The organism is Bifidobacterium canis, from assembly GCF_009727065.1.
Classification (GTDB): domain Bacteria; phylum Actinomycetota; class Actinomycetes; order Actinomycetales; family Bifidobacteriaceae; genus Bifidobacterium; species Bifidobacterium canis.
Window position 1 is genome coordinate 1 of the sequence record NZ_WNLP01000002.1, and the last position, 16,034, is coordinate 16,034.

Genomic DNA, 16,034 nt, shown 5'->3' on the forward strand with positions numbered 1-16,034 from the left:
TTGTCGAAAACCAACAAAAACAAAGCCAAACAACACAACCACCCAACACGACAACAACACGAAACCCACAACCAAAACCATTCCACCGGCGGGGACACAAAACCAACCCGAAACCGCCATTCCCCCAACGCCCCGGGATCACCCACTCGACACCCGACCGATTCTGCATCCCACCAGCGGACTCGCAGGTCGACGATGGGATGGTTCTTTAATGGGGTGGCTTTTGTGGTCTGACCGACGGTTCCCGCGTAGCACGCCGAGGCGCTTCGCCAGCGCCGTCGAGACGGCGCCCTGTCTGCTGGCGGGGACACAAAACCATTAGAGTTCGGCCGCCGATTCAGAAGAATGGCGGAAACCGCAGTTTCTAGGCTACGACCACTCGGCATTCGGACGGTTTCACATCCCCACCAACACAACACGGGGCAAGGCACCACAAACAGCGGCCAGCCGACGAGACCAACGCACCGCAAAACCGAGCATGCACCAACAGACCTAGACGCCACAGCCATAGGCCAAACCGCAAGATGACAACGAAGACCGCAAAACCACGCCCACCATCACCGAATCCGCGACGAACTCCGCAAAAAGACAACAGGAAAAACATGGCCGCATGCCCGAACCAGCCACACCGCCATTTCACTGGCGGGGATACAAAACCCAATCAAGAGCCATGTAGCCGATCCGGGGAAACGGCGGAAAACCGCGGTTCCCGAATTGCGGCTATACAACTTCAAACTGGTTTCATATCCCCACCAGCAAAATGAAGGCTCCATGCGCTACGACCCACGTGCAGAAACGACCACCAAACAGGCAGCAAAGCACAAGTCACACATGAGCAGCTTGCGAATAATCAACTGGAGCCGAAAGCTTGACGCACAGCGCACGCATGGCGAAACGTGGTAAGCCTATAAGTAGTAATTCATATATCTCGAACAACTCAGCGCGACACAAAGCGTCGCATAAAAACCAGCACACAAGCGCGCAAGCAGATTGGAGCAACATGGCAGACGAAACATCGAAAAAGCAAATCGTAGTATTAACAGGCGCCGGAATCTCCACTTCGGCAGGAATCCCGGACTTCCGCGGCCCTGATGGCGTGTGGACCAAGCACCCCGACCAGATGCAGGTCTACGACATCGACGCCTTCCTCACCGACAAGGAAGCGCGCGAATATTCGTGGCGCTGGCAAAAGGAATCCCCGGTGTGGAACGCGAAGCCAGGCAAAGCGCACTACGCACTCGTCGATCTGGAAAAAGCGGGTATGCTCAGCTTGATCGCCACACAGAACTTCGACGCGCTGCATGAGAAGGCGGGTAATAGTCCGAGCAAAATCGTGAACTTGCACGGCACAATCGGCACGTCGCATTGCATGAAGTGCCATGCGAAATACAACACCGCCGACATCATGGCGAAGCTCAGCGAAGAGCCCGACCCGCACTGCCACCGCAACCTCCCCTACAAAGGCAACATGCCGTGCAACGGATTGCTCAAAACCGACGTCGTCTACTTCGGCGAGGCGCTGCCGGAGGGCGCGATGGAGCGCTCGATTCGCGCGGCTCAGCAGGCAGACGAGCTGTGGGTCATCGGCTCCACGCTTGAGGTGTTCCCGGCCGCGTCGATTGTGCCCGCCGCCGCGCAGGCTGGCGTGCCGATCACAATCATGAACATGGGGCGCACGCAGTACGACTCGCTCGCCACGCGACTGATCCACGACGACATCGCCACAGCGCTGCCCGAACTCGTGCAGCAGACGATCGCCGATAATAATTAATTAAAATAATTAAATATTTAATATAATATATAATTAATTATTTTAAATAGCAGCAAACAAAGCAAAATAAACGGCGCGCGGCGCGGGAGAATCGTTTTCCCGCGCCGCGCGCCCAATACATACCGACCGCAGTGCGCGACTCAGTAGATGCGCTTTGGTGTGTAGCCAGCCTCGGCGAGCATGTGCAGCACCTGCTCGATGTGGTCGGGGCCGTTCGTTTCAACGGTCACACCGAGCGCCACCGAGTTGGTGTAGTGACCGTTCGCCTTGAACTGGTCGTGATCCAGCGCGATGACATTGGCGCGCGCCTGCGCGAGAATCGTCGCCACCTTGACGAGCTGACCAGGGGTGTCGGGCAGTTCGACTTCGAAGTTCATGATGCGGCCGCGCGCGATCATGCCCTTCTGAATAACAGCGCCAATGGTCACCGTGTCGATATTGCCGCCGGAAAGAATCGGCACGACGACGTGCTCGCCCGGAGCCTCCGCGAACTTGCGCGAACGCAGATTGAGATGATCAAGCGCGGCAAGCGACACCGCGCCGGCGGCCTCGACCACCATTTTGTGCTTTTCGAGCATCAGCAGAATCATCTCGTTGATGTCGCGCTCCGACACTTCCACGAGATCGTCGAGGAACTCGTTGAGCAGAGCGAACGTCAGATCTCCGGGACGGCGCACGGCAACGCCTTCCGCAGACGTGACCACTTTCTCCGCAGACACCACATGCCCAGCCGCGAACGAGCGGCGGAACGCAGGCGATCCCTCGGGAATCGCACCGATCACGCGCACGTCCGGGCGGAACGTCTTGACCGCCAGCGCCACGCCAGCGCCAAGTCCACCACCGCCGAGCGGCACAACGATGTCGGTGACATCGGGCACATCTTCGAGAATCTCCATGCCGATCGTGCCCTGCCCGCACAGCACCTCGTAATCGTCGAACGGCGGAACGTAGGTCATGCCCTCGGTTTTGCTCAGCTCGATCGCGTACGCGGCGGCTTCGTCGAACACGTCGCCGTGCAGCACGACTTCGGCGCCATACGCCTTCGTCGCGTCCACCTTGAGCGGCGGAGTGATCGTCGGCATCAGAATCGTGGCCTTCGCGCCGCGCTCACGTGCCGCGTATGCCACGCCCTGCGCGTGATTTCCCGCCGACGCGGTGACGATGCCGCGCGCGAGCTCTTCGTCAGAAAGCGAAGCAATCTTGTTGTACGCACCGCGAATTTTGAACGATCCGGTCACCTGCAGATTCTCCGGCTTGAGCAGAATCTTGTGACCGGTCATCTCAGACAGCACCGGCGATTCGATGATCTCGGTGTGGCGGGCGGTTCCTTCGAGACGCTGGGCGGCCAGTTTCAGCTCCGCCGCGTGGTCTCGGCGCATTGCTTGCAACACATCTTTCTGTTCCATGCGCGCAAGTTTAAGAGAAAAACGCGAATTCGTCACGCACTGTCCGAGTGTTGACACCATGTAATAAGAAATGCGCGCGTGTTTCCCGTGAAACACGCGCGCATGATAATCAATAATTATTCAAATTATTTAAATTACTTACAGCTCGATGACAACGCCTTCCCAGCCGGCGAGCTCGCCGCTGGCCAGCGACTTCTCGGAGTGAATGGCGTCGTACGTGCTCAGGATGATCTGGTCTTCGCGCACGCCGTCGCCGATCAAATCGGCGACCGGCTTAGGCAGCGCGCCGTGCTGGCCGGTCAGGTTGATCGCCATGAGCACGCGCTTGTCTCCAAGCGTGCGGGTGAACGCGTAGATCTTCTCGTCATCGTCGTCGACGAGCTGCCACTCGCCGGCAGCAACGACCGCGCTGTTGTGGCGCAGGTTGACGAGCTTCTTGTAGAACGCGAACACCGAGTCCGGGTCGTCGAACTGCGCTGCAGCGTTGATCTCCACGTGGTTCGGGTTCACGCTGATCCACGGTTCGGTCGGAGCGTCGGCCGCGGTGAATCCCGCGTATTTCGAGCCGTCCCACTGCATCGGCGTGCGCGCGTTGTCGCGGCCGAACAGTGCGAGGGCGTCCATCATCGACTCCTTCGACTGCACCTTCGCCTCTTCCACGCGCTGGCGGTATGCGTTGATCGATTCGAGGTCGCGGTACTGGTCGAGCTTCGTGAAGTGCGCGCCGGTCATGCCGAGCTCTTCGCCCTGGTAGATGTACGGCGTGCCACGGTGCAGATGCACGAGCATGCCGAAGGCCTTCGCCGAGTGCGCACGATTCTCCTCGGTGCTGTCATCGCCCCAACGAGTGACGACTCGCGGCTGATCGTGGTTGCAGGTGAACAGGCTCGCCCAGCCGTGCTTACTGACCGCGTTCTGCTGCGCTTCGAGCTGCTTGCGCAGGTGGCGCACGTCGAAATCGACCTTCTCCCACTTCGAACCGGCCTGATCGATGCCAACGTGGTCGAAGAGGAAGAGCATGTCGAGCTCTTTGTGTGCGGGATCGGTGATGTATTCGTTACGCACGGCATCAACGCCCGGAGCCTCGCCGACATTCATGTAGCCGTCACGCTTCTCGAAGACCTCGCGGCGCATCTCCTGCAGGAACTCGTCGATGCGCGGACCGTCCGAGCAGAATGGGTACGGCGACGAATAGCCCTCAGGGCCTGCCGGGTAATCGTCGATCTCGCTGCCAGGCTCACCCGGCAGACGTCCCATCGAATCGACCACCTTGGAGATCTGCGTGATCACGTCCATGCGGAAGCCGTCGATGCCGCGATCCATCCACCAGTTCATCATCTTGTAGACGGCCTTGCGCACCTCCGGGTTCTCCCAGTTGAGGTCAGGCTGCTTCTTCGAGTACTGGTGGAAGAAGTATTCGCCGCGCTTCGGGTCATACTCCCACGCGGAACCGCCGAAATACGAACCCCACTCGTTCGGCTCGGCACCCGGAGTGCCCGGCTCCTTGCCTTCGCGGGCCGGACGCCACCAATACCAGTCGGCTTTCTCGGAGTTCGGGTCGCGCGACTCCTGGAACCATGCATGCTCGTCGGAGGTGTGGTTGACCACCAGATCCATGATGATCTTGATGCCGCGCTTATGCGCCTCGGCAAGCAACTCGTCCATGTCGTCCATCGTGCCGAACAGCGGGTCGATCGCCTGATAATCGGAGATATCGTAGCCGTTGTCGTCCTGCGGGGACTTGTAGACCGGGCTCAGCCAGATCACGTCGACGCCAAGATCGGCAATGTAGTCCAAGCGGCTCGTGATGCCCTTGAGATCGCCGATGCCGTCTCCGTTGGAGTCCTGGAAGCTGCGCGGGTAGATCTGATAAACCACCGCGTTCGCCCACCACGGGTTCGGCGTCGCACCGTTCGTGCGCACCGAATCCGGCAATGTACTGCGATTCATTGTTGTCATGTAAGCTCCTTTGCCACGCTTTCTCACGTTTTTACGCTTACATGCTATGCCCTGCCCAATTAGTTGCCCACTGCGCTTTCTCGATGGGCGTGTGGGAAAGTAATTCACTCTTCGTTCACATCGCAACGCGCAAAGCGGCACAGCATCCTTAGCAATTCAACTGCGCACGCCATCTTCCCAATCCCCTCCGCCCTTCCCAATCCCCTCCGCCGTGCTCTTCTTATCGCCGCCCTCGGCACGTTATGTCTATTTGTAATTTGCGCGCTCTAGTTGGAAAAACGGTCACTCTATTTGGAAATTACGCGCGGTATTTGGAAAATACGCGTGCTATTTGGAAAATACGTCACGTTTTCACCCAAAAAGTGACGTATTTTCCAACTAAAGCGCGCAAATTACAAATAGAGCGCGTAGTTTCCAATTAGACATAACGTGCCGGGTGAAGCAACGATTCTTACACCAAAACGGCACGCAGTCTACAGGGCATCACGCACCCGATGCTTACTTATGGTGGCTACACCGTGCATACACACGAGTTACATACTCCGGAAGTTCTTGCGCCAAACACTGGCCTACCGCCCCAACTGTAGTGACGCCAGAAGTACACTCATAGACCACTCGCTCTGCCTGTATTTTGCTGGCGGGGATATAAAACTTCCAAAGTAGCAAGTATCTAGCAGATTATTTCGTCGGAAATAGCCCTTTCTGGCACACGCATACATGGCAGTAATCGAGTTTTTATCCCCGCCAGCAAAACGGGAAGGACGCAAGCGCTGGAAGAGCGGCTAGTAGCGCGCGAGGAGCGAGTCTCCGTAGTTCAGGTCGTGCTCGAAAATCTCACCTGACGCAATGGTGTGCTCGCTGGCGTCCGGCAGATTGACAGTGATCGGCTCCTGCCGGGCAGTGAGGGTGACATGCTGCGCGCGGTCGGCGTTGAGCCCGACGAAGAGTACGACTTCGTGACCATGGTACGTGTTGCGGATGCCGAGCGGCGTCTCGCCGTGCACCGGATCTGCGAGCAGACTACTCTCCACGGGTATGCCAACGTGTTCCGGTCGATTGATTGTTCCATCCGCGTTGACGAACGCGCACAATAATTCGGCGTCGGTGTCGCCGAGTGCGTCGGAGCAGTATATCGGACCGCCGCTGATCCACCGCAGCAACGCGTGGGTGCGCGCGTGCGGGTGCTTGGTCCAGAACATGTCCCAGTCGCAGTGGTAGAGATTGCCGAGCAAAAGCGAGCAGTACGCGTTTTCGATGGCGTGCTCGGCGAGCGATTCCGGAATGTTCGGGAAGAAGTCGTCGCTCGTGCGGGTGATCGGCGAACTTGGGCGGCGCCAATAGTTCTCCGGTGCCATGCCCATGCAGTTGATGAGCGCGGAGTCGAACAGCTCGGCGGTGACCTCGTCCAGCACGCGATGCCGCTCACCGAGTTCGCTGAATGATTCCACACCGCGGGTGAACACGGACATCGTGCTTTGAGAATCGACTTTCACGAAGTCGACGCCGGCGTCGGCGAGCTGTGTATCCCAGCGATGCCAGAACATAGCGTCGTCCGATGATTGCGCGGACGGCACAGCGGGCACTGTCATGCCGTTCGGCAGCATTTCCAGCACATTGTGCAGAGGTGCGAAGTCGGGAGCAGCAGGATCGATGCCGCGCCAATAGCCTTGGAACGCTTGCCATACGCCGACATAGCGCACGCCGAATTCACTCTTGAGCACTTCGACGGTGTGCGCAAGGCCTTGCGGGAAACAGCTTGGGGCGGCTTCGAAGCCCGTCAGCTTGCTGTCGCTGGTTCGCGACCAGCCGTCATCGATGAGCACCCACGAAATCGGCACACGATTCGCCTGGAATTCACGCATTTTCTCGAGTATGGCCTGCTCGCTCACATTCTGGCCGAGCGAATCCCATGTGCACCAGCCCAAGCCCTGCAGAGCCTTCGGGAACGGGCGCTCGCTTACCGTTCGAATGTTGTTGGCTTCGGCGGCATAGAGCGCACACTGTTGAACGAGCGCATATGGATCGTCACCGTGCGCGTACACAAGCGCCAAGCCATCGAGACCGCTGTGGCCGGCTTGGTTCGAAGATATATCGACGAGCACCTGATCAGTTGCACGCTCAGTGCCTGCATCACCGGAACCGGCGCTGGCGCTGGCATTTGCGCGAATATCGGTACGGCTTGCACCGTTGCTCACCGCGAGTAAAACGTGCCACTGCTCATCGTGATTGTCATTGAGCTCGCTGCTCGTCTTCCACATGATCATCTGCGTACGCTCGGGTATATCGTGCAGATTCTTCACCCACGTAGGGCGCATCCACCACTCTTTGTGCTGGTACAGGCACAGGATCGAGGACGACAGCTGGCTCGCCGGCAACCGCAAACCAATGGACAGCGAGCGCCCCGCTTGGAATGTAGCGTGTTCGAGAATCGGATTCTCCACGGGGAGCTGGGCATGCACGGTGACGGCGGTTACCGGCTCACCCATAGTTGAGCCTTCATTGACGCTTGCCACATTGAGCGGCAGCTCTACCACGGCACGCTCACCGGCAGGTCCGGATTCCGTATGGGCCGCCACCGATGTGACCGACAGCAAGATGCTAACCATATGACTCTCCTTTGCGCGCCAACATCCAATCGCTGCCAACAGCGTAACCGCCACCCCTCCAAGCCACAACCCGCCACGCCGCCACCCCTCTTCCTCCGTCACCGATGGCAACGAAAAGCCCGGCGCGGAACTCTGCGAACAGAGACCGCGCCGGGCTTGCTGATGCGAGGAGGAAAAAGAGGATCGGTTACTTGACGGCGCCGCGCATCACGCCACCGATCACCCACTTCTGGGCGAAGATGTAGACGATGAGCACCGGAGCCATGGCCATCAGGTAGCTGGCGAACGCAACCGGGTAGTTCGTGGCGAACTGCGAGCTGAACACATACTGTGCCAGCGGAATCGTCTGGTTGCTCTGGTTCGTCAGGATGATGAGCGGGAGCAGGAAGTCGTTCCATGCCCACAGGGTTGTGGTGATCGCGATCGTCGCGTTGATCGGCCCCATCAGCGGGAAGATGATCTTCCAGAAGATGCGCCACGTGCCGGCGCCGTCGATGCGGGCGGCCTCTTCAAGCGACACCGGAATCGAACGGATGAAGCCGGTGGCGATGAACAGGTTCGTGCCCAAGCCGAGCACCACGTAGAGCAGGATCAGTCCGGCCTGATTGTCGAGGTGCAGCGAGCCCATCTGCTTGGCGATCGGCAGCATCACCACGGGGAACGGCACGAACATCGCGGCGATGAAGAAGTAATAGAGGAAGCGGAAGAATCGCTTATCCATGTTGCGCGCGATCGCGTAGGCGACGAACGTGTTCGTCAGCAACGTCAGCGTCACCGCGAGCACAGTGATGATCGCCGAGTTGAGTGCGGCGCGCGGGTAATCCACCATATTCGAGGCGGTGGCGAAGTTGCTCCACTGCCAGCTCGTCGGCAGACTGAATGTGCCGGCTTCGGCTGGCGTCTTCAGTGCGGTGACGATGGTGAAATAGAGCGGCACGAGAATCGTCAGGCTGAACACCGCGATGACCGCGGTGAGCCACCAGTTGATGCGGCGATCCTTGCGATACTTCTCTTTCTTCGGCTTGCCGAGCGTGCCGGGCGCACCAGCAGTCACAGTATTTCCAGTCATAGTATTCGCAGTATTTGCAGCACTCATCTCTCTCACACCTTTTCCTTGCTACCGAAGAACTTCAGCTGAATGAACGCGATAATCGCCAGAACAATGAAGAACAGCACGGCGTTCGCGGTCTGGTAGGCGTATTCGCCGCCGGTCAGGCCGCCCTTCCAAATCAGGTAGGTCACTGTCTCGGTCTTCGAGTTCGGGCCGCCGTCGGTCAGCGCGACCACCTGGTCGAATGTGCCGAGTGCGTTCTTCATCGTGAGCACGAGGTTGATCGTGAAGAACGGCCCAATAAGCGGGAACGTGATCTTCCAGAACTTCTGCCAGGCGTTCACGCCGTCGATTGCGGCGGCCTCATACACCTGCGTGTCAACGGTCTGCAGGCCGGCGAGGTAGATGAGCACCGAGTATGCGACGCCCTGCCACACGGCGAGGAATACGATCGGAATCCATGCGTAGCGTTCGCTCGTGAGCAGTGATTCGCTCAGCCAGCCGATGTGCAGTGCCTTGCCGAGCGCGGGCAGCGGCTCCATGAAGATGTATTTGAATACGTAGCCGATCACCAGCACGGCGAGAGTGTACGGAATGAAGTAAATCGCGCGGAAACCGTTCTTGCACGCGATCTTGCCGTTGAGAGCCACTGCCAAGAACAGCGCAATCACGTTGATGAGCACGGTGATGGCGATGGCGATCAGGAACGTGAACAAGTACGCGTGCCCGACTCGCTCGTCTTGAAACAGCGCAACGTAGTTCTTGAACCCGATCCAGTCGTAGTTGCCGTAGCCTTGCGAATTCGTGAACGAATACATGATGCCTTGAATGAACGGCACGTAGAGGAAGATCGCGAAGATGATCGCGGCCGGCACTGCCATCCAATAATATGCGCGGTCGACCTTGCGGTCGGAGAACGCGGACTTCTTTTTCTTGCGCGGCTTGCCCGCATTGCTCGGCGCGCTCGCATTGTTTGCGCGCGAAGTTCGCGTATCGATGTCGTTGGCGAGCACGTCTTCCATGGCGCGCGCCTGCTGATCTGAATTGGTAAGCGAAGTCATGTCTACTCCTTTCTCTGGTTCTCTAGTTGCGGAAGTCGCGAGCCTGAACCTTGTCCCACTCGCTTTGCATGGAGTTGATGAATTGCGTCACGTTGCCGCTCAGGATCGCGGACTGCAAGTATCCGCCAATATTGATCGACGATGGAATGTAGTGGTCGCAGAAGTCGGCGACGCGGTTGTCTTCGAAGAACGGGCGCACTGTTTCGAGCGCTTTGTTGCCGAAATACGTGTCTTTGAGCGGTGTGATCGCAGACTGATTGTCGGCGTACGACTCCAGCTGCTCCTTGCTCATCAGGAACTTGATGAAGCGCATTGCCTGCTCTTTGTGCTTAGTGTTCGCGCCCATCGTCAGCATCACGTCGTCGCCCGCGGTGAGCACTTGCTCGCTCGCGTCGTTCGTCGCGGGCATCTGCGCGAATCCCAGGTCAATATCTTTATTAATCAAAGTAATTTGCGGAATGGCGTATGTGCCGAGCGGAATGATCGCAGCCTGCCCTTTGGCGAAGTTCTGCGTACCCTGCTGATATGTGACGCCTTTCTCACTGTCCGCATAGCTGAACAGTTCGATTTCTTTGGTGATCGCGTCCGTCCAGATATTCTTGAACGTGGTCTTGCCTTCTTTGAGCTCGGTGTATTCGCTCTCCGGCACGAGCGTGCCGTTGAGCGAGGCGAGCGGAGCCTGCGTGGTCCACGCGTCGGCGAGCGTCGCCTGCACCGGGTTGATGCCCGCGTCACGGAATTTCTTGAGCATAGAAATAAATTCATCCCAAGTTGTCGGCGGATTATCTGGATCGAGCCCAACTTTGCGGAACAAATCTTTGTTATAGATGTAGCCGGAGGCGTTGCCCGCGAACGGCAGACCGTAGAGACGCTTCTTCGCCGGATCCGAAGTCTGCACAAGATTCTTCGCGATGTTCACCATGCCCTCATTGAGGTCGTCGACCATCGGATCGTCGGTGAAATCATAGAACACGCCCGACGCGGCGAATGTGCCGAAGCTGTAGTCGCCGTTGAACGTGATGACGTCGGGCACGCGGTCTTTCACGAAACGCGTGCGCAAATCAGTCTGCGCATTCGCTGAATTATTGATATTGATGCGGATGTCTGGATTTTCTTTCTCAAACTCCTGCGCCGCCTGCTTGAACCAGTCTGCGGCCTCGGCTTTGAACTGGAAGAAATCCAGTGTGACCACGTTGCTGTTCGCACCACCGCACGCGGCCGCGCCCAGCCCGATGGCCGCCGCGCACACTGCAGCGCACGCGCCGCGCAGTACGCGCCGAAACTTCGTTGTTGCGAGTTTCATAGACTACCTCGTCTTCCTATCCTCTTGGTTTCCCTTATGTTCCTCACTGGCGAGCGCCTCATTACGCCTGCCAACAGTTGCCAAGTGTATGGATTCGCGTTTTTTATTCCCACCCCTCCGCGCGCCCCGAAATCGGTGAAGTAAAACGCGGGGATTTTATACTCACGGAAAGTAAACTTGAGTTATTGTGAGTAGTAGTGAGTAATTACTAGCTTGACTAGCTTGCGAGCGCGGCAGATACCGGCACTTGGCGAGCGCAACCGACTGGCGCAGTGGCAGAAGGGGAATATTATGACGGCGGAACGGGCAGACGCGCGGATTGAAGACAGCGCGGGTCGCGCGGCGGGCGCGGCAAGCACGGCGAGCGGCGCGCACAGCACGCGCGAGCTCGCATACCCGCACTGGTTCCGCAAATCGGAGGCCACGCACAATGTGGCGCGCGGCATCATGCAGTACGGGCCGATTGCGCGCACGCCGCTCGCGCAGATTTTCAATCTGTCGCAGGGTGCGCTGTCGCGCATCACCAGTGATTTGATTTACGACGGCGTGATCGAGGAGATGCCAGCGGGCAGTGTGCAGGCGGGGCGTCTGCCCGAGGGATTCGAACTGCACGAGTCGAGCGAGCGGCGCGGCAGACCGCAGACCGCGCTGCGTATTCGCGAGGATTCGCACACGTTCATCGGCGTGAATATTCACGATCAGGAAATCACGGTGTCTCAGGTGAACGCGATGTGCCGGCCGATCGGCTCGGAACTCACCGAGAAGATCGAAGGCACGGCACCTGAGGCGGTTACGGCTCAGATCGCGCGCATGGTCGCGCAGTGCACTGACGCTTCCGCACCGAAGCCCACCGCGATGGGGGTTTCCTTGGGCGGGCACATCGACGATGACCGCTTCGTCACCTACGCGCCGTTTTTATATTGGGATGCGACCGTTGACCTGGGGGCTCTGCTGCAGGAGGCCACCGGCATCCCGACCAAGGTTTTCAACGATCTCGACTCGGTGCTGCTCTACGAGTGCTGGTTCGGTGATGCGATCGGCGTTTCCCGCTTTGCGGTGATCACGATTGGCGCTGGTGTCGGCTATTCGCTCTCTGCACACGGCAATCCGATTGATAACCCCGATAAAAGCTATGGATTGGCAGGCCACGTGCTGATCGACCCCGAGGGCCGCGCTGCTCGGCTGGGCATATCGGCTGCTCGCAGTGCCTGACTTCCGATTCGATCGCCGAAGAATATTCATCGATCATCGGGCACGTGGCTACGTTCCAAGAATTTGAGGAAGATCTCGCCGCTAACAAACCGCAGGCACGCAGACTGTGCGAACGCACGTGCTACCGGCTGGGCGTGCTGGTGGCGACGGTGGCGAATCTGGCGATGCCATCACGCGTGCTGATCAGCGGCGAGAGCTCGTTCATCGCGAAGAAGAACCGCGAGTCGATTCGCAAGGGCATCGACGCGTTCCGCCACAGCCAGGCCGCTCCGGTGGAGTTCACGATTCCGAACTTCACATGGCGGCTCTGGTCGGATTCCGCAGCCGCCCGCGCCATCGCCGCCTTCATCAGCTGACCGCTCGCCTATTCAATATTTGTATTGATCGACAAGAAGCCTTGGCGTTCCACAGAGCATTGTGGAACGCCAAGGCTTCTGAATTTTTGCCAGTCACACTTGAGCAGCCCGCACTCAAAAGCGTAGGTAGAGCTCAGCGCTGGCTACTCAAGCTGGTTACTCAAACCGCCTAGATGCGAGTGACGGAGAAGAGGACTGCGTTGGCGGGGTGAATGCTCGGCGGGCGCAAACTATAAGTGGCGAGCGCCTCACCGCTCATATCGATGCCGTCCGCATTCCACCATCCGAGGGCGCTCTGGCCGTTGCCGATTTCGGTGAACGGCTCACCACTCTCCAAGTTCAGCGCAAGCGGAGCAATGTGGTACGTGGCATCCGGGTCGAGTCCAGCCAAGCGAACCGGCGCAGCCGGGTAGGTCTGCGAAGTGGTCAGCTGCGTGAATCTATACACTGCGCGTGCGCCATCGGCACTGATCACGCCATCCACGCGAACGGCTGGATCCTCATCGTCACCGTGCACCACAACTCCGTGCGCGAAATCGTCGCGATGCTCCTTGTATGCCTTCACCCACACGCCGAGTTCGTCGAGATCTTTCTGCGGCTCCTTGAGCAGGTTCCACTCGATGCCCAAGTGCCCGAAGAACGCCATGGCCATGCGCAGCTCCTGGCTCGTCGCGCGGTGCGTGGAGTGAGCGGGGCTGGCGCCAACGTGCTCGCCGATCATCTCCGGCGGAACCAGCAGCGACGTGTAGCGCTGAATATCCGCGCGTTCCACCGGGTCAACGCAATCGGAAGCCCAAATGCGGTCTGCGAGCGAGAGAATACCCATATCCACACGGCCGCCGCCCGACGAGCAGCTTTCAATCTCCAAGCCGGGGTGCGCATTCTTCAAATCACGGAAGATGCGGTACACGGCCAGCGTCTGCTCGTGAATCGCGGGGCGTCCGCTCAGCGGAGACACCGCCTCTGTCACATATTTATTGTGATCCCACTTGATGTAGTCAATGCCGAGCTCGCCAATAAGCGAGTCCATGCAACCATACACGTAGTCATACGCCTGCGGATTCGTCAGATCCACAACCTGCTGGTTGCGCCCCTGCATCGGCAGGCGGTTCGGCGTCGGCTTCAGCACCCATTCGGGGTGTTCGCGGAACATCTGCGAATTCGGATTCACCATCTCAGGTTCGAACCAGAGTCCGAATTCCATGCCCGTGCCGTGCACATAGTCGGCGAGCGCCTTCAGCGACTTGCTGCCTTCCGGCCACACGTCCGGCGAAATCTGCCAGTCGCCCAAGCCAGCGGTGTCGTCGCGGCGATCCCCGAACCAGCCGTCATCGACCACGAATCGTTCGACTCCACTGCGCACAGCTTTGTCTGCGAGCTCGGTCAGCGTGTCGTAATCATGCTGGAAATACACGGCTTCCCACGTGTTCAGAATAACCGGACGAGGTTTCTCGCTGATGCCGCGCTCGGCACGCCACTGCGCGTGCACGTTGCGCAGTTCGGCGTGGAAGCGGTCGGCGACCTCGTTGAGCCCGTCGCCGTACGCGCCATACACCCACGGAGTCGTGTACACGTCGCGCGATTCCTCGCTCACGTCGCTCTCGCCGTCCACGAACAGCGGCAGTGAGATCTCCCCGCCGAACAATACTTCGGCACCACTGATCTGCCCGGAGGTGTACGGCAGTTTTTCAGCGGCGAGCAGCGAATTGCCGCTCCAACCGACGTGCACCGAATACACGTCGCCGTGCGTGAAGCCAAAGCCCGGGCGACCGACGCTGAGCAGCAGCGAGGCGTCGAAATCCGGGCGGCCGACCATCGACGCCTTCTGGAATCGCCCGATCGTGAGCTGCTGGCGTTGCGGCGAACGCTCGTGCAGGTGGTGGCCGGTGGTGGTCAGAATCTCGGTCATGTCAGCGGGCACGGCGAATCCGAGCTCCACTTTTCCGACTTCGAGCTCGCCGGTTGCGAGATTATGCACTTGCGCGCGCTGGCGAATCAAGCCGCTTTCGCGCATTTCGCACGTCCACTCGATCTCGACGTGCTGCTCGTCATCACGTGCGGTCAGCGTGACGCCCGACTCGTCGCACAGCAGCGAAGTGACAACGAATTTGCAGAACAGCTCGGTGCCGCCGCGACGCACAACAAAACGTGTTTCACCAGACCACGATTCCGCTTGCGTCGGCAGAATGCTCGGCCAAGCAGTTTCGTCAAGCGCGCCAGACACGCGTTGCGGTTTCAGCGCGGCCACCGAGTTGATGAGAGTTTCGGGATTGCGCACCGGCCTCCCCCAGTGCACGACGCGCGGCAGCTCATCGCCCACGAACGCGAGCGCGAACGCCGACCGCGCCTCCGCCTGCTCGAGATAGACCACGCGCAGCCGCTCGTCACTGTGCTCAGCTTGGTTTTCAAATTCGAGAACCTTGGTCATGGTGTTCCTTTCATGTATTCACGTGTATGACGTGCATCTTTGCAACTGAAGAACATCGTAGGGAATTTCAGATTCCTTGACATACTGTGGCGTGTTCTGCGCACACGGAAAGAAATAGAGAATTATTTTCCCCCAGAGAATTATTCCCCCAGATTGCGCGACAGAACCGAGAGAATAATTCTCCGCGGAGGATTATTCTCTCAGATCGGACGGCAATATTGGGAGAATAATTCTCCGGAATGAGCACAGGGTTGTGAGGATTCACGGCTGGGATCGGCGAGCGCTGAAGAAATCGGTGAGCAGCTGGGTGCATTCTTGCTCGGATACTCCCCCGTAGACTTCCGGCGCATGGCCGATATGTGGGTCGCGCGGAATATCCCACACTGATCCGCAAGCCCCGAGTTTGGGATCCCAAGCGCCGAACACGACGCGGCCTATGCGTGTTTGCAGGCAGGCACCGGCACACATCGGGCAGGGTTCCAACGTCACAACGAGCGTGCAATCCGCCAAATTCCAATCATTGCGTTTGGCGGCAGCGGCTTTCATAGCTTCCACTTCGGCATGGGCGAGCGGATCGCCGTCACGTTCACGTAGATTGTGCCCGCGCCCGATAATCCGCCCATCAGCATCAAGCACCACCGCGCCGACCGGAACATCGCCGGCTTGCCCAGCCAAACGTGCTTCCTCCAATGCCTCGCGCATCGCCTCGCTGAATTGGTAGCGTCCACTTTCTGCCATACCAGCTACTTCACCGCCCTCCGCCGACATAACGCGACAAGGGAGGCAAGTCAAGACTACGAAAACGAAAACATCACATAATAGACAGTTAGGACTGCGGAGCACAAAAGGACTTGAACAATGCGCCTGCCAGCGAAACAGGC

At 58.8% G+C, this 16,034-nt stretch carries 9 protein-coding genes and 1 pseudogene; 2 read left to right on the forward strand and 8 right to left on the reverse strand.

The genetic code is table 11. The annotated features are described in order from the left end of the window. The first annotated feature begins 1,000 nt into the window (after positions 1–1,000). The gene (locus GSD1FS_RS02425; protein WP_155588234.1) at positions 1,001–1,771 is read left to right on the forward strand and encodes an SIR2 family NAD-dependent protein deacylase; all 771 of its coding nucleotides are present in this window, start codon (positions 1,001–1,003) and stop codon (positions 1,769–1,771) included. A gap of 140 nt (positions 1,772–1,911) precedes the next feature. Here the strand turns inward: GSD1FS_RS02425 and ilvA are convergent, their stop codons facing one another. The 6 genes from ilvA to GSD1FS_RS02455 all read right to left on the reverse strand — a co-directional run bounded on the left by ilvA (position 1,912) and on the right by GSD1FS_RS02455 (position 11,157). Further along, positions 1,912–3,177: a threonine ammonia-lyase gene (gene ilvA, locus GSD1FS_RS02430; protein ID WP_155588235.1), complete on the reverse strand. Its 1,266-nt coding sequence runs from the start codon at positions 3,175–3,177 to the stop codon at positions 1,912–1,914. Positions 3,178–3,315: 138 nt separating this feature from the next. Next, a complete protein-coding gene (locus GSD1FS_RS02435; protein WP_155588236.1) occupies positions 3,316–5,136 on the reverse strand; it encodes a glycoside hydrolase family 13 protein in 1,821 nt (606 codons plus the stop codon). A 782-nt stretch (positions 5,137–5,918) separates the two neighbouring features. After that, positions 5,919–7,742, reverse strand: coding sequence for a Sip1-related alpha-galactosidase (locus GSD1FS_RS02440; protein WP_155588237.1), 1,824 nt, complete (start codon positions 7,740–7,742; stop codon positions 5,919–5,921). A gap of 187 nt (positions 7,743–7,929) precedes the next feature. Further along, a complete protein-coding gene (locus GSD1FS_RS02445; RefSeq protein WP_155588238.1) occupies positions 7,930–8,811 on the reverse strand; it encodes a carbohydrate ABC transporter permease in 882 nt (293 codons plus the stop codon). Positions 8,812–8,843: 32 nt separating this feature from the next. After that, positions 8,844–9,854 (reverse strand): carbohydrate ABC transporter permease, encoded by a 1,011-nt coding sequence (locus GSD1FS_RS02450; RefSeq protein WP_425481775.1) that lies wholly within the window; start codon positions 9,852–9,854, stop codon positions 8,844–8,846. A 22-nt stretch (positions 9,855–9,876) separates the two neighbouring features. Further along, complete coding sequence (locus GSD1FS_RS02455; RefSeq protein WP_155588239.1) at positions 9,877–11,157, reverse strand: ABC transporter substrate-binding protein; 1,281 nt, start codon at positions 11,155–11,157, stop codon at positions 9,877–9,879. A gap of 447 nt (positions 11,158–11,604) precedes the next feature. Here GSD1FS_RS02455 and GSD1FS_RS02460 point away from each other — a divergent pair. Then, a pseudogene (locus GSD1FS_RS02460) lies at positions 11,605–12,725 on the forward strand (ROK family protein). Positions 12,726–12,894: 169 nt separating this feature from the next. On the opposite strand, the gene GSD1FS_RS02465 reads toward GSD1FS_RS02460, so the two are convergent. Then, positions 12,895–15,153, reverse strand: a complete 2,259-nt coding sequence (locus GSD1FS_RS02465) for an alpha-galactosidase (protein ID WP_155588240.1) — start codon at positions 15,151–15,153, stop codon at positions 12,895–12,897. A gap of 261 nt (positions 15,154–15,414) precedes the next feature. Next, the gene (locus GSD1FS_RS02470) at positions 15,415–15,891 is read right to left on the reverse strand and encodes a nucleoside deaminase (protein ID WP_246165729.1); all 477 of its coding nucleotides are present in this window, start codon (positions 15,889–15,891) and stop codon (positions 15,415–15,417) included. Positions 15,892–16,034: the final 143 nt, after the last annotated feature.

Coding starts and splice junctions, on each gene's coding strand:
- GSD1FS_RS02465 (WP_155588240.1), bottom strand. CDS start 15,153: ATGACCAAGGTTCTCGAATTTGAAAACCAAGCTGAGCACAGTGACGAG.
- ilvA (WP_155588235.1), bottom strand. CDS start 3,177: ATGGAACAGAAAGATGTGTTGCAAGCAATGCGCCGAGACCACGCGGCG.
- GSD1FS_RS02470 (WP_246165729.1), bottom strand. CDS start 15,891: ATGGCAGAAAGTGGACGCTACCAATTCAGCGAGGCGATGCGCGAGGCA.
- GSD1FS_RS02425 (WP_155588234.1), top strand. CDS start 1,001: ATGGCAGACGAAACATCGAAAAAGCAAATCGTAGTATTAACAGGCGCC.
- GSD1FS_RS02445 (WP_155588238.1), bottom strand. CDS start 8,811: ATGACTGGAAATACTGTGACTGCTGGTGCGCCCGGCACGCTCGGCAAG.
- GSD1FS_RS02440 (WP_155588237.1), bottom strand. CDS start 7,742: ATGGTTAGCATCTTGCTGTCGGTCACATCGGTGGCGGCCCATACGGAA.
- GSD1FS_RS02450 (WP_425481775.1), bottom strand. CDS start 9,854: ATGACTTCGCTTACCAATTCAGATCAGCAGGCGCGCGCCATGGAAGAC.
- GSD1FS_RS02455 (WP_155588239.1), bottom strand. CDS start 11,157: ATGAAACTCGCAACAACGAAGTTTCGGCGCGTACTGCGCGGCGCGTGC.
- GSD1FS_RS02435 (WP_155588236.1), bottom strand. CDS start 5,136: ATGACAACAATGAATCGCAGTACATTGCCGGATTCGGTGCGCACGAAC.